Origin of the sequence: Cellulomonas sp. NPDC058312, from assembly GCF_042880135.1 — a bacterium.
In the GTDB taxonomy this organism is placed as follows: Bacteria; Actinomycetota; Actinomycetes; order Actinomycetales; family Cellulomonadaceae; genus Cellulomonas.
Window position 1 is genome coordinate 672,404 of record NZ_JBHVZE010000003.1, and the last position, 16,489, is coordinate 688,892.

Here is a 16,489-nt window from a genome sequence, read left to right on the forward strand (position 1 = left end):
GACCCGCTCAACCGGACGCGCCACGCTGTCGAACTGCTCGCTTCAGGCAACGGTCAGCAACAGGTACGACGCCCACTTCGCACCAGCGCGGCCGGCGACACGCACCTGCGCGGACTCCCCGTTCTGGTCGCGCCAGGTCACGGTCGCCTGCGACCCCTGACGCACGTGCGCGAGCACCGGGAACCGGTCCTCGGTCATGAGCCCCGGCCATGCCGGCGTACCAAAACGGCGCCGCCACTCCGGGCTCGCCGACACCTCCCGCCGCTGCCAACGACCGCCCTCACCACCGTCGAATGCAGCAATGAGAACCGCGCGCGAGTGCCGCTCACCGTATCGACGAGCCGTCGCCCGAAACGACGCTCCGAAGAGTCCCGCGAGCATGTCGATCGACTCCAGCCGTACCGGCAGCTGCACGATGGACTCATCGAACTGCGAGCCCTGGAAAAGCAACGCGGCCGCGCCGTAGTTCGCCTCACGTTCGAACTGCGCCCGCACCGACGGCGACAGCGAGTCGTCGTCATCGGCGTACACCAGCTCGCGCTGCCACGGCAGCACGTGATGCGTCACCTCGTGCAGCTTCACGAAGCTGCGCCGGCCACCGTGCGTGATCGTCGGCGAGACGTGGATGACTCGCTCGCGCCGATCGACCAGACCGAGGATCTTCTCCCGACTGCTGCGCAGCAGCTCGCGCAGCTGCGCAGGCGCCTGGGCGATCGCCTCCTCCGTCAGGACGTAGTCCTGTGCCTCGGCCAACCCCGCCGCGGCAACGATCTCCTCGACCGGGGTGGGGAAACGACCGACGGCACCCGCTCGCACCAAGAGGTCGTCGACGATGTCGTCAATGTCTCGCGCAGCGGGCGGTGCAGTTGTCACGCGATCAATTGTGCCGTTGTTTCCTCAGGAAATCCATGAACTGCGACAGCGCGTCGAGCTCGGCGGGAGTGAGGTCATCAGCGCGCAGCGCGGCGTTCGCGTCTCCGACGGCGCTCGGCGCACTGCTATCTGGCACTACATACCCTGCCGCGCGCATCAAGTCCAGGTACCCAAGGCCCAATGCACCCGAAAGGCGGTGCAGGACGTGCGGCGATGGCGATTGAACGGCGTCACGCTCAAGCTTCGCGAGGTACGCGGCAGAGATCTCCGCACGCTCCGCGATCGTCTGCAGCGAGTGCCCCTGCAGCTTGCGCGCCTGCAGCAGAACACGCCCCAACTCCGCTGGCTTCTCGCCCACAGTCCCCTCCCACGCTCGCCGACACACCATCGTACACGCCACACACTTTGGTTGACGACGCGATCATCGCCATGCACACTTTGGTGTACGCCAGCTACTCAAGTGAACGGAGTCCCCGATGTACGTCCCCGTCCTCAAGGTCCGAGAGGCCGAGACCGACGCCCTGTCCGCGTGGGCCGGCCGCCCCCTGACCCCACTGTTCGAGCTCGTCGAGCACAAGGACCGCGGCCTGGCCTCGGAGATGATGTTCTGCCTCGAGCAACTCCGGGACGCGTGGACCGGCCCCTGCTTCGTCGACGTCGCGCAGCTCGTCGCCACGCCCCCGGACCGGACGTTCGCCTGGGAGCTGGCCGACTTCTGGCTCCGCCACCAGGGCATCACGAACGTCGCGCCCGTCGTCGACCCGGAGGACGACGCCGCCGTCCACACCGCCGCCGCCCGCACCGCCGCCCTCGCGCAGTCAGCCGCCCTGCGTGTCGACGCCGAGTCCGCCGACCCCGACCTCCTCGACGCCGCCGTCACCGGGACCCTCACCCGGCTCGGCATCTCGCGGGACCAGATTCACCTCATCCTCGACTGGCGCGACGCCCCGACCACCCGCGACCTGGACTCCCTCGAGCAGGAGAGCCGCGCACTGCTCGCCGCCGCCGGCGGCGGGTGGGCCAGCGTCGCCGTCGTCGGCACCGCGGCCGGCTCCGCCCCGACCGGCACCGGGGCGTTCGAGCGGGCCCGCCGCGAGTGGTGGCTGTGGCTGCGTCTCAGCCAGAACACCGCAGGCCTGCCGCAGACCGTGACCTACGGCGACTACGCCGGCTTCCCCGCCCCGCAGCCGGGCAACGGCCGCGCCTCCATCCCGGCGATCCGCTACACCGGCCAGATGACCACGACCATCTACCGGGAGCGCAACGGCACCGGCCGCCTCGGCCCCACCGGCACGCACAAGTGCGCCGCCGCCATCGCCAGCTCCGCCGAGTTTCGCGGCGCCGCCTTCAGCGACGGCGACCGCACCATCGACGACGCCGCCCACGACCCCGACTTCACGACCAACGCCGCCGGCTGGCGCCGCATCGCCCTGCAGCACCACCTTGCCCAGGTCGACGACCAGCTCGTCACCCCGCCGACCGCCCCGCCCGCAGGTACCGCCTGATGGGTCAACCCGCAGCCAGAACCAGTTCCTGCTCAGCCGCTGCCGGCACGTACGGCTGCCGGTAGCGGCTGAGGGCACGATCACGCCACGCGGGCCGGCGCATCAGGTGCTCGCGGATATCAGGGCCAAGCTCGCGCGCCGGTACGGCCTCCACGACCTCGTCCCGCAGACCACCGACACCCAGGCTCGACAGGCCTCGACGGCCGTACCACGACAGCTCCTCGACGAGCTCCTCACGCAGAAGCAGACCAGCCAGAGCACGACGATCAACAACCGGGTTCCGCGAACCACGCCGCAGGACCTTCACACGAACACCGGACGAGGTACCGACCACCTGCCAGATCGCCCACCAGTCCGGGATGTGCGCATCAACAGCGCCGACATGTCGAGTACCGACCACGAGCACCGCACGGTCGGCAACCAACCCGTACGCCTCGGCCTGCGGACGCAGACGCCGCAACGAATCACCGTCAGACTTCAGCTCGAACGCCGTCAGCTCCTTGGCGACCAGCAGCAAGTCCATGCGGCGGCCCGTGTCGCGCACATCGACCTCGTCGATCAGCAGGTGATCCACTCCCCCGTGAGTGGCCCTGATCCGCTCGGCGACGGCGTGCCGCATCTCCTTGTCACGCACGACGAGGACGCTACTCGGCGCCCGGGCGACACGCCCAGGATCATCACGCAACGCGCCGGTGGAGTTCATCACGAACCGCACCGTCCCCGCATCGCCACACGCGACAACCAGGACCTCCGCACAACCCGACAGTTGACGCACTGCTCCAGCCGCATCACCACGGCGTCCGCGCAACGGCTGCCAGGCGCGGTACGCCCGGGGCGAAGCGGTCGCCGTGCGAGGCCACCTTTCACCGGCGCGGCGCCCGCCCCGGACGCCAGCACCTACCGGCCAACGCCCGCGCGGACCCGTGGCCCGCGTGAGCGCCGCTCGCCGCCCGCGCCGCCGTGCATCCCGCCGTGGGCCCGGCCCCCAGCCGTCAGGGTCACGTTGCGAGCACCAGGATGTTCAACGCCGTCACCAAGCCCGAGGCGATCGCCAGTGCGTCCGCGAGCACCGGGCCGCGATGGTGCTGGCACCGCTTGCCGACACCTCGGCGCACGTTCGCACACCGCGTGCCGGCGGCCGTCCACGCCCCGCATCGCAGCGCCCACCACGAAGCCAGCAGGAGCGGGATGACGACCGCGGCCGCCGCGAGCACCAACCGCCACGGCTGCGAAGTCGCATCGTCCGCCACGATCAGCACGAGCAACACAGCGACGAGATCCGCCGCCCCGGTCGACTTCCCTGCCGCTCGATTCGCCACCTGCTGCGGAGTTCGCGCGGGAGGCAGCAGCGGCGGCACCCGCCGCGCCGGAGGGACCGGCGGCGCGAACGACTGAACCGGCACGGGGCGCCGCACGCGTCCGAAGTACCGGCAGCTCTCCGGACGCCGGTGGTACCTGGTCTGGCAGCGAGGGTCGATCGGGCACATGCGGCAGGCAACCTCCAACTGCCCGACCCGGGGCAGCTCGTCGATCACTTCGGTCGCCATCCCCATCGACCGGCAACGCGCCCGGCTGACAGGTCCGAGGTCCCGTCCTGCCGCAACGACAACGCACGACGTGGTCCACGTCGCGCACCAGGACGCAGCCGGCAAGGCGTATCCGCACGACCCTCGCGCTGACAGTCGCCCGCCGCCGACGCCGGCGCCTACCGGCGAGTCACCGCCCCGACCCACACCCACGCGTGATCGAGATGCCCGAACTGGTCGACGAACCGGACCCGCACCGCGCGCTTCGTCCACGCCACCGCGTCGCCGTCGACCTCAAGGTCTTCGCCGCTGACGGTCACGATCCACGCCCGGACCGCGATCGGACGCTCCGGTCGGTGCTCGCCGGCCGAGTCGAACTGCCGCGGCATCAGCGACCGAGCACGCTTGGGGAACGGCGTGCGGCCCGTCGGTCGACTCACCAACGCATCCTATCGAACACCTGTTCGAACAATGGCGCAGCGGCTCGGGACTTTCACGCGGATGGTCGAGCCGGGCGCACCGGCCCTCGTGTCAGGCTCGACCCCTCACTTCCGAGGAGATCACCCGGCACCGGAGGAAGCCATGCGACACGTCGGCCTCGCGATGATGCTCACCGCGATCCTCCTCACAGCGGCCTGCAGCGGTGACCCGACGCAGCCGCCGACGACGCCCACGACCTCTGCACCCGCGCCAGAGCGGGTCACCGTGCCCGACGTCCTCGGCATGTCCTGGCTCGAGGTCCGCGACACCCTCGAAGACGCAGACCTGACACCGAAGATCATCGGGGACGACGGCGTCGCCATCCGCCAGACACCCGACGGAGGCACCAGCTTCGAAGCCGGGACCACCGTCATCGTCACCCTCGGTGAACCGGCAGATCCCACCCCGGCACCCGTCGCGCTCACCGACGACCAGCGGTACCAAGAGCAGTACACGGCGCGCGGCGGCACCGGCGACCCCGCCGGCCCGAGCCGCCTCGCGCAGTCCGCGTGCGACAACCTCCGCCAGCACTACGGCACCGACCCCGCCGCCGCCGTCAGCGCCCTCATCGAGAACAGCGCCAGCCGCGACCCTCTCGGCATCGAGATCTACTGCCCCGAGTTCCTGCCCGCGCTCGCCACCGCCCAGTCCGGGTTCTACGACGGCACCCGCGTTGTCGGCCAAGACATCGCGCCCGGCACATACACGACCATCGTCAACCCTGGCGCGACCGGCACCCACGACTGCTACTGGGAACGCACCACCGGAGGCGGCGACACCATCGACAACGACTTCGTCACCCTCGCCCCGCAAGGCGTCACCATCACCGTCGCCGCCGGCGAAGGGTTCATCTCTGAAGGCTGCGGAGCCTGGCTGCCCTCCTGAACGCGCTCGGCCCGCACCCGTGGAACGACACCGCGGCTTGCAGACCTCCCGCACGAGTGCCCGCTCTGGCAACCTGGGATCGATGCGAGGACGCATCCGTGCCCACGACGAACCACCCAGGCTGACGCGATCGCCCGCGCCAAGCAGATCGTGCACAACGCCGGTGGCGGCGAAGTGACCATCCACGGCCGCGACGGGCAGATCCGCGCCAAGGACACCGTCGACCCCGGTAATGGACCGAGGAACATCCCCGGCTGAATCACCCACAGTCCCGCCTCGGCCCACCGGTGGTCGAGGTGGGGCACCGGGCAGCAGCAGATGACCCCGCCGCGCCTGGCTCGGCCGCTCGAGCGGGGTTCGACACTCACCTTGACCGGAGCAGCGAGACGACCGTCACCGATCCACACCAGCCGGCACCAGCTGCAGGTACCCGCTCGAGATCCACGGTCCACGACCCCGCCGGTCCCGAGTCCGAGAGCCGCCGCACCATCTCACCGCGCTCGATCGCGACGTCTCGCACCGCCTCGACGTCGCCAGCGGTCCCCGCGAACTCCCCGACCGAGATCGACTCCGAACCAAGCAACCGATCCCCACCCGCTGACTCGACCAAGCACTCCGCGAAGGTCACCGCGCCATCAACAAGCTCCGCGCGCACGGAGAGCCGGGCCAGGCGCCCCGAGCCGGCACCCGCATCCGCTCCCCCGACACCGGGAGCCTCAGCACCACGACCCTCACCACTCACGACCCGCTCCCTCAACCAGCGTCGAAGACCCGCCGTCCGCGCCAACCAGTACTCGCATGCGCCAGACGCGTGAACTCGCCGAATCGAGACCGATCCCTGAACTCATCCGTGCCTTCGCCCCACCAGTGCACCACGCACGCTCCCCGTACATCCGCACGACGGTCCCGCCCCAGCGCCCGGCGACAACAGGCCGAAGCGAGACACCTGTCCGCGCCGCCAGCACCCACCCGCGACGGCGCCGGGAACAGCAACGCCACTTCATTTACGGCACACCCCCTTCAGTGCACGTGATCGATCTCCACCACCGGCGCCGTGATCAACGCCTGCGCCTCCCCGTGCATCCGCAACGGCTCCAGCACCAGCACCAACGACTGCCCGAGAAGCACCCCCTCGCCGATGCCCTAGAGCAGACCGAACCTGCCGAACGCCACCAGCTCACACGCGAACGGCTCCTGCGCAGCCGGGTCGCTCGACAACAGCTCCCGGGTGTTGCCCAACCACTCCACCCGCGCCCGACGATCCGCAGGCACGTACAGCACCAGCACCTGCCCCGACGCGGTCCGGATCGCCCACGTCCCCGTCTCATCACCAGTGATCTGCTGCACGAACATCCCCGCACCCCCCAGGCAGGACACCCGTCAGTTCACGCCGTGCTCCCGCACCGCCCACGCCCACGCGTCATCCCAGCCCGACCACACCTGCCGAGACCGAAGATCACCGACCACACCCGAGTAGTGCCGGTACAGCGTCACGACGTCGTGTCCGGTCAGCTCAGCGACGTGCTCGACTGACAACCCCGACCGCAACATCCACGTCACCGCGGCCTTCCGCAGCCACTTGCGCGGCATGTCCCGCAACAGGTCACTCGAGGACCGTCCCAGCACCCGCTCCACCGCCGGCCGCCAGTACGGGACGATCTGGTTCCCCCACCGCAGCACCCCACCCTCCGGGCTCGTGAACAGGTGCCGGTCTGACGCGTACTCCAGCGCGATGTGCTCCTCGAGCGCGTCCGCGACCACCTGTGGCATCCCGACCACGCGCGCCGACCCCAACGGGCGGTGCTTCAACCCGTCACGCACCGAGATCGAAGTGCCGTCCTCCGACGCCAGCCTGTGCACCGACGCTGCCGACTTCGCGACGTGCAACGTCGGATCCGGGCCCGGCCGGAAGTCATCCGCCGCCAGTGCGTCCATCTCCGACGGTCGCGGCCCCAGCAGCGACGCCAGCACCAACGCCCGGAACCGGTCACCAGTCGGCCGACCCGTACGCGGATCCACCGGACCCAGCTCGGCGATCGCATCCGCCAGATCCACCACCGTGCCCACCGGCGGCACGTTCCGCTGATGCGGCCGCACCAGCTCCGAGCGCCGGTAGCCCGTCAACGAGCTCCCCACCGCTGAGAACCGACGCCACGGGTTCGGACCTGCCAGCAGCCCGTGCTGCTCCGCGAAGCCCAACACCATCCCCAGCGCGTTTGCGAACAGCTCCTCCGTCCGCGGGGAACACACCACCACGGTCACGTCCCGCAGCAGCGGATCGTCCGGCTTCGTCGGCATCCGACCGCGGCGCACGCCGGCCGCCTGCTGCGCGACCGCTGCCTCCCACCGCCCCCTCGCGGCCTCCCACTTCGCCATCCGCTGTTCGTTCAACAGCTCCAGCCGTCGATCGGTGGACCGCCGCACCTCGATCGCCCGCGTCAGATCCGGGGTCAGCAGCAAAGCCACGTGCACCGACCCGCCGACCTCAACGCCCGGCAGCTCCAGCCGCGCGCGCATCCACGCGGCCACCTCCGGCAGATCCGCATCCACGTCGTCGACGACCGGCTCCGCGTACACCAGGACCTGCTCGACGAAGTCCAGGACGTTCGCCATGTTCACGCGATGCGCCGGCGACCACCCGGGCTCCCGCTCCCGACGGATCGCCGCAATCACCTGCGCCACCGTCGCACCAAGTTCCCGGCGACCCGCCCGCACCTCCGCCAAGGTCGCGTTGTGCGGACCAACCACCACCCGGTCACCGGCCAACGCCTCGACCTGCGTGGGCATGGCCTGCGTCGGCACCTCGTCGACCAACCGCGGCAACGGGATCACCCGAGCCAACGACGCCGGCGCCAGCGCCGTCGGATCCGGCCGCACGTGCACCGGCCAACCGTTCACATCCGGCTCCCAGCCGTTCCCACCTGCACGCACCGCCCGCGCCACATCCGCTGCCAGGGCCACGGTTTGCAAGTCCGACGTCGGCGTCTTCCTGCTCCGCGGATTCGCGTGCGACGGCGTCCGCCACCGCACCTTGATCGACCCACCCTCCGGCAGGCCCAGGTCCACCGGGACACGCAGCGCCTCATCAGCGCACGCCCCCGCCGGCCACGGCAGCGGATCCGGCAGCTGCCAGTCCACCCGATGCCCGTCCGCCGACGTCACCACGACGTACGGCCCCGCCCACACGCTCACGCGCCCACCACCGCCCCCGGCAAACTCGACACCGGGAAGTACGGTCGCCCGTCCACCACGACGTGCACCGGCAGCTTCTCCGGCGCCCGCAGCGCGCGGTAGACGACCACCGACTCGGGCCAGTCCCGGGCAGCCGCGAACGCCGCAGCGTCGACATACCCGGCCGGCACCGTCGCGCACGACGAAGCCGACTGCGCACGCACGCTGGCGCGCGCCCGCACCGGCCGGTAGGAGGACGTGCGGATGCCGTGCAGCTGGCGCTGCTGCGGCGCCGGCTGCAGCAGCCCGTGCCCGTCGGTGGCCAGGGTGATGGTGGGTAGGGGAAGTCGTGTCACCGTCCGGCCGAAGCCGGTACCTGCAGACCACGTCAGCCCGCGCGGACCCCGCACGCGAGGCCCCGCTGTGTCCGCCCGTCGCGACGGGTGTGTCCCACCGCGACCTCGAGTGTGTTCCCGAAGCGACCAGCGAAGATACTTCTCGTCCGGAGACGAACAAAGGCCGACGTCCGGTGGACGTCGGCCTTCGTCGTGATGCGTGCGCCCGGAGGGACTCGAACCCCCAACCTTCTGATCCGTAGTCAGATGCTCTATCCATTGAGCTACGGGCGCATCGGCCCTTGGAGGGCCGATGAAGAGAGTACAGGTCGAGGGGGCCGGGCCCAAACCGGACCGGCCGAGGCCCGTGTCACACCCGCGGGACGACGCCCTGCTGGTACGCCCAGACGACGGTCTGGAGCCGGTCGCGGGTGCCGATCTTCGCCATCGCGCGGCCGAGGTGCGACTTCACGGTGGAGGTCTCGACGACGAGCTCGGCGGCGATCTCGGCGTTCGACAGCCCACGGGCGAGGAGCTGGACGACATCCGTCTCCCGGGCGGTGAGCGCGTCGACGAGCGCGGGGGTCGACGGGACGTGCTCGGCGCCGGGGCCACGGCGGGCGAACTCCGCGATGACCCGCCGGGTGACGGACTGGTCGACGAGGCCCTGCCCGGCGGCGAGCCGGCGGACGGCGTCGACGAGGTCCTCGGGCTCGGTGTCCTTGAGGACGAAGCCGCTGGCGCCGGCCTCGAGGGCGCCGAACACGTACTCGTCGAGGTCGAACGTCGTGACGACGAGGACGGCGGGTGCGTCGGGGCCGGCGGCGGTGATGGTCCGGGTCGCGGCGAGGCCGTCGCCGCCGGGCATCCGGACGTCCATGCAGACGACGTCGGGGTGGGTGCGCCCGACCGCGGCGACGGCGGACGGCCCGTCGGCGGCCTCGGCGACGACCTCGATGTCGCCGTGCTCCTCGAGGATGACGCGGAAGCCCGCGCGCACCACCGCCTGGTCGTCGACCAGCACCACCCGGATCATCCCTGCTCCTCCGTCACGACCTCGTCGACCGCAGCGCCCTCCGGCACCGGCAGCCTGACCCGCACCACCCACCCGCCGTCGGGCGTCGGGCCGACGGCCAGCGTCGCACCGACGAGCTGCGCCCGCTCCCGCATCCCGATCAGCCCGGCGCCCTCGCGCCGGGGGCGGTCCGGGGGCGGCGGCTCGCCGCCGGCGTCGTTCACCACCTCCAGCGTCACGGTCGTGTCGTCGGTCCGCAGGGCGACCCGCACGGGCGCGCCGACCGCGTGCTGCCGGGCGTTGGCGAGCGCCTCCTGGGCCGCCCGGTACAGGGCGGCGTCGGCGAGCGGGCCGAGCGCGACCGGCGGGCCCGTGCGGTCGAGCGTGACCGGTGTGCCGAGGTCCTGGGCGGTCGCGACGAGCTCGGGCAGGTCAGCGAGACCGGGCACGGGTGCGCGGCCGTCCTCGGGGCCCTCGCGCAGCACCCCGACGACGAGCCGCAGGTCGTCGAGGGTCTGCTTGCCCTGCCGGCGCAGCCACGCGGCGCCCTCCTTGGCGGCGGCGGGGTCGCGGTCGACCAGGCGCTCGACGGCGGCGGCCTGCACGACCATGCCGGACAGGTGGTGGGCGGCGACGTCGTGCAGCTCGCGGGCCATCCGGGACCGCTCGGCGACGACCGCGGCCCGGGCGGTGGCCTGCTGGGCGCGGACGGCCTCGACGGCGCGCAGCCGCAGCAGGTCGAGGTAGCGGCGGCGGGTGGCGACCGACGAGCCGATCAGCGCGAGCAGGGGGTAGGACAGGGCAGCCCCGGCGGCGTGCTGCAGGAGCAGCTCCCCGACGGTGCGGCCGTCGGGGGTCGCGACGAGCGTGGCGCCGACGGTCTCGACCAGGACGGCCACCCCGGTGACGGCCAGCGCCCGGGACGTCGGGAGCAGCAGGCCGACGGTGTACCCGGCGACCAGCGGTGCGAACGCCCGGATGTTCAGGTCGGGCGGCAGCACCGCGGTGACGCCGATCTGGCACGCGACCACGAGGCCGAGGCACAGCACCGGCCTGCTGCGGCGCAGCGCGAGGACCCCGGCCTGGGCGGTGCACAGGGCGACGAGGATCCCGCGGTCGGTGAGCACGACACCCTCGGTGGCGGCCGTCCCGGTCGACCCGAGCGCGATCAGCGCGAGCGTCAGCACCGCGACGACCGACGCCAGCGCGGCGTCCCGCGCCGGCACGCCCGTCACCCCGATGCGGGTGAGGAGCGCGTCGACGCGGGACGGGCGCGGGGACGCGAGCACGTCGTCGTCGCCGGTGGACGGCGGTACGGACGTCAGGGCCATGCGCGGCATCCTCGCAGTTCGACGGTGGCGACGGGCAGGTCAGTACGAGACGCTCGGCGCGAGCAGCCGGTACGTGACCGCGAACCAGGCGACCCCGGCCAGCGCGGCCAGCACCAGCACGCTCGCCAGCACCCGTCGCCAGCCGGCCCGGGCGCGGAGGTCACCGGCCAGACGCAACACCGCGGGCACCAGGCCCACGACGGCGAGCCCCTGGAGCACCTGCAGCACGCGGATCGGTGCGGTCGGCACCTCCTGCAGGCCCATGACGGTCTGGATCACCAGGAACCACCCGGCGAGGGCGACGACGGCCGTCCCCGCGGCGACCCGGGTCAGCACCCGCAGGACGCGACCCTCGCGGGGCGGGGCGGGGCGGCGACGGACCCGGCGGACCACCGCGGCGCCGGCCCAGGCGAGCGCGGTCACGAGCAGCACGGCCACCGAGGCCAGCAGCACCGGCACCGCGACGGCGTTCGCGGGCTCGGCGCGCAGCAGCGTGAACGCGGACTGCCAGGAGATCGCCTCGACCTTCCCGTCCGTGGCGCGGGCGGCGATGCGCTGCTGCCCGCCGACCTCCTGCCACACCCAGGGCTCGACCTCCTCGAACAGGACCGGGTGGTCGGTGCCAGGGCCGGGGGCGATCAGGATCCGGCCGTCGTCCTGCGGGGTCACCTCGGTGTGCTGCAGCACGTCGAGCACCGCCAGGAACGTGCTGTGCATGTTCCGCGAGCCGACGTAGCTGCCCGCGGCCTGCGCGGCGTGCTCCCGGGCGGTGTCCGCGTCGACCGTGGGCACCGGGGCGGCGGTCGGGTCGTCGGCCGGGAAGTACCGGTCGGCGAACCCGTGCATCAGCTGGTCGCGGAGCTCGACGGTGTCCGCGGCGCCCTGGCCCGAGCTGTTGAACGACACGAAGATGCCGGTGCGCTCCTGCGGGTAGAGCTGCAGGTGGGAGTGGAAGACGTTCGTGTCGCCGCCGTGGCCGACGATGTCGTGCCCGTTGCGGCTCTCGTCGAAGAACCCGAGGGCCATCCGGGGGCCGTCGGCGAGGGTGCCGAGGGTGTCGGCGTCGAGCGCCGGGGCGTGCATGAGCTCCAGGGTCTCGGGCGCGAGCAGGGGCTCGCCGGTGGGCTCGCCGAGCTGCGCGAGCATGAAGCCGGCCATGTCGGTCGCGCTGGCGGACAGGGCGCCGGCGGGGGCGACGCCGACGACCTCGAACGGCGACGCGGGGCCGTCCGCGGTGGCGTAGCCGCGGGACATCCGGTCGCGCAGCGCGTCGGGCAGCGGCTGCTCGAACGTCGCGGTGGTCATCCCCGCGGGCTCGAGGACGTGCTCGGCGACGTAGTCCTCGAACCGCTCGCCGCTGACGTGCTCGACGACGTAGCCCGCGAGCGCGTTGCCGAAGTTCGAGTACGCGGGGACGGTCCCGGGGCGGTACACCTGCTCGGGCGCGTCGGTGGACAGCGCGGCCCGCAGGTCGACGGGGTCGCCCTCGACGCCGATCAGCCCGGCGACGCGCTCCTCGAACCCCGCGGTGTGGGTGAGCAGGTGCCGCAGCGTGATCGGCTCGTCGAACGTCGTCGGCACCGCGAAGTCGAGGTAGTCGGCGACCGGGGCGTCGAGGTCGACGTCCCCCGCCTCGACGAGCTGCAGGACGGCGGTGGCGGTCACGAGCTTGGACACGGAACCGGGCCGGAACAGCGTGGACTCCGGGTCGACCGGGACGGGGTCGCCGCCGTCGGCGCCGATGTCCGCCCAGCCGTAGCCGCGGGCGGTGACGAGCTCGCCGTCGTGCACGACGGAGACGGCCGCCCCGGCGATGCGGGTCCGGTCGAGGGCGGCCGGCAGCAGGCCGTCGAGCCACGCGTCGACGTCGGCCCGGTCGAGCGCGGGCGACCCGGCGGTGGACCCGTCGGCGGCAGGGTCGGCCGGAGCAGCCGGAGCAGCCGGTGCGGCCGGTGCGGTGATCGGCGGCGCGGGCTCGGCGACCGGCGCGGCACCCGGGGCGCAGGCCGCGACGGTGCCGCCCAGCAGCGCGACGGCGGCGACCGCGGCGAGCGCACGGGTCACCCGGCGGCCACGGACGGCGACCGCGGGCGCGTGGTCGGGGGTCAGGTCGGTGGTGGGCACGGGCCCTCCTCGACGGCGGGGCGGTGTCCGGGAGACCCCGTGCGGCGTCACCCCCTGCCTGACGTCCAGCCTGGTCAGCGCGGAGCCACGGCACATCGGGCGCGGGTGCCCACCGGGGTTGCGACCTTCGTCGCAAGCCCGGCTCGCCCGCGCGGCGGACCTCGGCCCCCGCGCGGCGCGGCCCCCGTCAGGCGGGGGTGCTCAGCTCCCCGCGCAGGATGCTGTCGCCGGAGTGCGACGGGTCGCCGTCGAACTGCTCCGCGGACACGTCGACCAGCGCGTAGTCGTCGAGGTCCAGCCCGACCGGGATCGAGAACCGGCCCTCGTCGCCGTCGAGCACGCCCAGGCCGACCAGCCGGGTGGCGTCACGGTCCAGCAGCCACACCTCGCGGAACCCGTCGCCCTCGTCACCGGCCAGCCGCACGACGAGCGTGCGCCGGCCGTCGGGGTCCTCCTCGACGAGTGCGTCGCCGGTGGCGGACCACCCGGGCAGCGCGTCGAGCACGGCCTCCGCGAGCACGGACGGCTCCGCGGGGCCGTCGTCGCGGGTGGCGGCCACGACCAGGCCACCCCCGGCGGCGCCGACGACGAGGCCGGCGGCGGCCGCGAGCGCGACGAACCGGGACCGGCCCCGGGGTGCGCCCGGGCGCCGCCCCACGTCCGGGGTGTGCTCGGCCCCGACGGTCCCGACGGCCCCGACGGTCCCCGGCCCGGGGTCGTCGGCGGCCGGCACCAGCGCCGGGTCGAGGCCGAGCTCGCCCCGGATCCGCTCCCACACCGCGGCGGGCGCGGGGACGGGCGGCTCGCCACCGGCTGCGCGGCCCACGGCCACGGTCGCGGACAGCGAGGCCACCTCCCGGGCGCAGTCCGCGCAGTCGGCCAGGTGCGCGCGGTCGGCCGCGGGCAGCGGCTCGCCCAGCGCCGCGAGCGCGACGGAGTCAGGGTCGATGTGCGGCACCCTCCACCTCCAACCGGTCGCGCAGTCGCAGCAGGCTACGTCTGATGTGGCTCTTCACGGTGCCCAGCGGCAGCTCGAGGCGCCGGGCGATCTCGTCGTGGGTGAGGTCGGCGTAGAACGCGAGCGCCAGGATCGTCCGCTGGGGCTCGCCGAGCCGGTCGAGCTCGTCGGTGACCACCACCCGGTCCGCGACCTGGGCGACCTCCGGCTCCGGGTCCCGCCCGGTGCGCGCGGCGACCGCGTGCACGTCCCGCACGTCCCGGGTGCGGCGCCCGAGGGCGTCGGCGACGGCGTTGCGCGTGATGCCGGTGAGCCAGCCGCGCAGCGGGCCCCGGTCGGTCCGGTACCCGGCGCGCCCGCGCCACGCCTGCACGAACACCTGCTGGGTGACGTCCTCCGCGTCCGCCGCGGACCCGAGCGAGCGCAGGGCCACGGTGTGCACGAACGTCGACCACCGCCGGTAGGCCTCCGCGAGCGCCTGCTCGTCACCGGCCTCGAACGCCCGGGCGAGCGCGTCGTCGTCCCACTCGGGCGGGGGCCGCAGGTGCGCCACGGTGCTGGACAGGGCGCGCCTCCTCGCGGTCGGGGTGACCCTCCTGGCGGCCCGGGGGACGCCGCCGGCCGGGGACGGCACCGCCCCCATCATGCGCCGACCGGGGTGGCGATGACCAGCACGTTGTCGGTGTAGTGCCGCGTCGCGGTGTCGAACGCGCCGCCGCAGGTGATGAGCGCCAGCCGCGCCTCGCCCTCGCGGGTGAACACGTCGGGCCAGCGCGCCTCGGACTTCGGCACCCTCGTCACGCTCTGCACCGCGTAGGCCCGGGTTGTCCCGTCGGCGAGCGTGAGCTCGACGGCGTCCCCGGCCCGGACCTCCGGCAGCCGGACGAACGGCCCGGTCCCGGCGGAGGCCACCGAGTCGACGTGCCCGGCGATCACCGTCGTGCCGGCGGCGTCGGCCGGGTCGGCGCCGAACCGGTACCAGCCGCCCCGCTCGGCGAGCGGCGGGATCTCCATCTGGCCGTCCGCGGCGACCCCGACGGGGTCGACCGGCATGTCCACGTCGTGCGCGGGCACGACGACCCGCACCGGGGCGCCCGCCGGGGACGACGCCGCGTCCACGGGCGGCGGGGTGGCCGCGACCCGGGGGACGTCCGGCGCGGCGGGGTCCGCCGGTGCGGGACCCGTCGGCGCGGGGGCCGTCGGGGTGGCCGTCGCCGCGGCGCCGACGGTCGTGCGCGGGGCGCCGGGTGCGTCCGGGTCCCCGGACAGCGCACCGAGCACGCCCGCGCCGCCGACCAGCAGCAGGGCCGCCGCGACGAGCCCGACCGCGCCGTGGGGGCGACGGCGCGGCCGGGCGTCGGTGGGGGTCATCCGGACCTCAGCGCCCCGCAGCCTGCTGACGCGCGACCGGACGCGTGCTGCGCCGGGCGATCAGCGCGGCGCCGAGACCGGCGAGCAGGACCGCCCCGCCGACCAGCGCCGGGGTGCTGCTGCCGCCGTCGGCCGCGAGACCGAGCTCGCCGGACGGCACGCCGCCGGGCGCGGAGTGCAGGCCGTCGATGGTCTGCACGGCGAGCTGCAGGTTGCCCGCGTCGAGCGAGCCCCACGCGTAGACGATCGTGCTGACGCCCTCGGCGAGCGGCAGGTCGGTCGGGCCGATCACCGGCGTGGTGGTGCCGGTGGCGGCGACGGCCGCGGACACGGTGCCCGCGGGGACGGTGAGCGACTGCTCGTCGGGGTTCGACAGGTTGGTGACCACCGGGCTGCCGCCGGCGAGCACGTCGACGGCCGGGGCCGCTGCCGTGTGCCGGACCGTCAGGCGCGCCTGGCCCGCGGGGATCGCGGAGAGGTCGTTCGTGTAGAGCGTGGCGGTCGGCTGGCCCGCGGTGTCCAGGTGCGCGGCGGCGGTGTAGCTGGCGCCCGCGTCGAGCGTGACGTCGACGGGGCCGATCACCGGCGAGCTGATGTCGGTGGCGTCGGACGCGGTGATGACGATCGAGTGCGCTCCGGCGGGGACGTCGAGCGGCCCGGCGAGCGTGCCGGGCGTGAAGTCGTCCAGCGCGCGGGTGCCGTCGAGCCAGACGTCCACGGTGACGTCGGGGACACCGTGCAGGACGGAGAGCGAGGCGGTGCTCGCGGTGGCGGCTGACGCGGGCAGCGCGGCGACGGCCGCGACGACGGCCGCGGCGGCGAGTCCGGCGGCTCCGGTGACGAACGGACGGTGACGCATGCGTGCTCCTCGGTCCGTGCCCCCTGCGGGGCGGGATGTGCTGACACCCCTACTAC

Annotated in this window: 18 protein-coding genes and 1 tRNA gene; 3 read left to right on the top strand and 16 right to left on the bottom strand. The window is 73.6% G+C overall.

Translation table 11 applies throughout. The features are described 5' to 3' along the window. Nucleotides 1-42: 42 nt before the first annotated feature. Complete coding sequence (locus ACFVXN_RS12035) at nucleotides 43-873, bottom strand: ImmA/IrrE family metallo-endopeptidase (protein WP_389232289.1); 831 nt, start codon at nucleotides 871-873, stop codon at nucleotides 43-45. Between the two features lie 4 nt (nucleotides 874-877). Then, the gene (locus ACFVXN_RS12040; RefSeq protein WP_389232292.1) at nucleotides 878-1,231 is read right to left on the bottom strand and encodes a helix-turn-helix domain-containing protein; all 354 of its coding nucleotides are present in this window, start codon (nucleotides 1,229-1,231) and stop codon (nucleotides 878-880) included. 118 nt (nucleotides 1,232-1,349) lie between these two features. Between ACFVXN_RS12040 and ACFVXN_RS12045 the strand changes: the two genes are divergently transcribed. Beyond that, nucleotides 1,350-2,378: a hypothetical protein gene (locus tag ACFVXN_RS12045; RefSeq protein WP_389232295.1), complete on the top strand. Its 1,029-nt coding sequence runs from the start codon at nucleotides 1,350-1,352 to the stop codon at nucleotides 2,376-2,378. A gap of 4 nt (nucleotides 2,379-2,382) precedes the next feature. Here the strand turns inward: ACFVXN_RS12045 and ACFVXN_RS12050 are convergent, their stop codons facing one another. The 3 genes from ACFVXN_RS12050 to ACFVXN_RS12060 all read right to left on the bottom strand — a co-directional run bounded on the left by ACFVXN_RS12050 (nucleotide 2,383) and on the right by ACFVXN_RS12060 (nucleotide 4,344). Next, on the bottom strand, nucleotides 2,383-3,012 hold the full coding sequence (locus ACFVXN_RS12050; RefSeq protein WP_389232298.1) for a sce7726 family protein: 630 nt from the start codon (nucleotides 3,010-3,012) through the stop codon (nucleotides 2,383-2,385). A 364-nt stretch (nucleotides 3,013-3,376) separates the two neighbouring features. After that, on the bottom strand, nucleotides 3,377-3,913 hold the full coding sequence (locus tag ACFVXN_RS12055) for a hypothetical protein (protein WP_389232301.1): 537 nt from the start codon (nucleotides 3,911-3,913) through the stop codon (nucleotides 3,377-3,379). A 170-nt stretch (nucleotides 3,914-4,083) separates the two neighbouring features. Next, entirely contained in the window at nucleotides 4,084-4,344 is a 261-nt protein-coding gene (locus ACFVXN_RS12060) for a hypothetical protein (RefSeq protein WP_389232304.1), read from the bottom strand. A 142-nt stretch (nucleotides 4,345-4,486) separates the two neighbouring features. Here ACFVXN_RS12060 and ACFVXN_RS12065 point away from each other — a divergent pair, with 142 nt between their 5' ends. Together ACFVXN_RS12065 and ACFVXN_RS12070 are read left to right on the top strand one after the other, a co-directional pair. Continuing rightward, nucleotides 4,487-5,269 (top strand): PASTA domain-containing protein, encoded by a 783-nt coding sequence (locus tag ACFVXN_RS12065; RefSeq protein ID WP_389232307.1) that lies wholly within the window; start codon nucleotides 4,487-4,489, stop codon nucleotides 5,267-5,269. Nucleotides 5,270-5,347: 78 nt separating this feature from the next. Continuing rightward, the gene (locus ACFVXN_RS12070) at nucleotides 5,348-5,527 is read left to right on the top strand and encodes a DUF2188 domain-containing protein (protein WP_389232616.1); all 180 of its coding nucleotides are present in this window, start codon (nucleotides 5,348-5,350) and stop codon (nucleotides 5,525-5,527) included. Nucleotides 5,528-6,412: 885 nt separating this feature from the next. Here the strand turns inward: ACFVXN_RS12070 and ACFVXN_RS12075 are convergent. From ACFVXN_RS12075 to ACFVXN_RS12125, 11 genes are all read right to left on the bottom strand, one after another. Continuing rightward, complete coding sequence (locus ACFVXN_RS12075; RefSeq protein ID WP_389232309.1) at nucleotides 6,413-6,622, bottom strand: hypothetical protein; 210 nt, start codon at nucleotides 6,620-6,622, stop codon at nucleotides 6,413-6,415. 27 nt (nucleotides 6,623-6,649) lie between these two features. Then, nucleotides 6,650-8,407: a hypothetical protein gene (locus ACFVXN_RS12080; RefSeq protein ID WP_389232312.1), complete on the bottom strand. Its 1,758-nt coding sequence runs from the start codon at nucleotides 8,405-8,407 to the stop codon at nucleotides 6,650-6,652. 50 nt (nucleotides 8,408-8,457) lie between these two features. After that, a complete protein-coding gene (locus tag ACFVXN_RS12085; protein WP_389232315.1) occupies nucleotides 8,458-8,796 on the bottom strand; it encodes a hypothetical protein in 339 nt (112 codons plus the stop codon). A 200-nt stretch (nucleotides 8,797-8,996) separates the two neighbouring features. Next, nucleotides 8,997-9,069, bottom strand: a tRNA-Arg gene (locus ACFVXN_RS12090). A gap of 76 nt (nucleotides 9,070-9,145) precedes the next feature. Further along, the gene (locus ACFVXN_RS12095; protein ID WP_389232318.1) at nucleotides 9,146-9,811 is read right to left on the bottom strand and encodes a response regulator; all 666 of its coding nucleotides are present in this window, start codon (nucleotides 9,809-9,811) and stop codon (nucleotides 9,146-9,148) included. Further along, the gene (locus tag ACFVXN_RS12100) at nucleotides 9,808-11,121 is read right to left on the bottom strand and encodes a sensor histidine kinase (protein ID WP_389232321.1); all 1,314 of its coding nucleotides are present in this window, start codon (nucleotides 11,119-11,121) and stop codon (nucleotides 9,808-9,810) included. Before ACFVXN_RS12100 ends, ACFVXN_RS12095 begins: the two co-directional genes overlap by 4 nt. Nucleotides 11,122-11,160: 39 nt before the next feature. Then, the gene (locus ACFVXN_RS12105; RefSeq protein WP_389232323.1) at nucleotides 11,161-13,245 is read right to left on the bottom strand and encodes a serine hydrolase; all 2,085 of its coding nucleotides are present in this window, start codon (nucleotides 13,243-13,245) and stop codon (nucleotides 11,161-11,163) included. Nucleotides 13,246-13,432: 187 nt separating this feature from the next. Beyond that, nucleotides 13,433-14,203: an anti-sigma factor domain-containing protein gene (locus tag ACFVXN_RS12110; protein ID WP_389232326.1), complete on the bottom strand. Its 771-nt coding sequence runs from the start codon at nucleotides 14,201-14,203 to the stop codon at nucleotides 13,433-13,435. Then, on the bottom strand, nucleotides 14,184-14,837 hold the full coding sequence (locus tag ACFVXN_RS12115) for an RNA polymerase sigma factor (RefSeq protein ID WP_389232329.1): 654 nt from the start codon (nucleotides 14,835-14,837) through the stop codon (nucleotides 14,184-14,186). The genes ACFVXN_RS12110 and ACFVXN_RS12115 overlap by 20 nt, the downstream gene beginning before the upstream one ends. An 8-nt stretch (nucleotides 14,838-14,845) precedes the next feature. Further along, a complete protein-coding gene (locus ACFVXN_RS12120; protein ID WP_389232332.1) occupies nucleotides 14,846-15,574 on the bottom strand; it encodes a class F sortase in 729 nt (242 codons plus the stop codon). 7 nt (nucleotides 15,575-15,581) lie between these two features. Then, the gene (locus ACFVXN_RS12125) at nucleotides 15,582-16,433 is read right to left on the bottom strand and encodes a DUF4397 domain-containing protein (protein ID WP_389232335.1); all 852 of its coding nucleotides are present in this window, start codon (nucleotides 16,431-16,433) and stop codon (nucleotides 15,582-15,584) included. Nucleotides 16,434-16,489: the final 56 nt, after the last annotated feature.

Coding starts and splice junctions, on each gene's coding strand:
- ACFVXN_RS12075 (WP_389232309.1), bottom strand. CDS start 6,622: ATGTTCGTGCAGCAGATCACTGGTGATGAGACGGGGACGTGGGCGATC.
- ACFVXN_RS12045 (WP_389232295.1), top strand. CDS start 1,350: ATGTACGTCCCCGTCCTCAAGGTCCGAGAGGCCGAGACCGACGCCCTG.
- ACFVXN_RS12120 (WP_389232332.1), bottom strand. CDS start 15,574: ATGACCCCCACCGACGCCCGGCCGCGCCGTCGCCCCCACGGCGCGGTC.
- ACFVXN_RS12125 (WP_389232335.1), bottom strand. CDS start 16,433: ATGCGTCACCGTCCGTTCGTCACCGGAGCCGCCGGACTCGCCGCCGCG.
- ACFVXN_RS12065 (WP_389232307.1), top strand. CDS start 4,487: ATGCGACACGTCGGCCTCGCGATGATGCTCACCGCGATCCTCCTCACA.
- ACFVXN_RS12095 (WP_389232318.1), bottom strand. CDS start 9,811: ATGATCCGGGTGGTGCTGGTCGACGACCAGGCGGTGGTGCGCGCGGGC.
- ACFVXN_RS12100 (WP_389232321.1), bottom strand. CDS start 11,121: ATGGCCCTGACGTCCGTACCGCCGTCCACCGGCGACGACGACGTGCTC.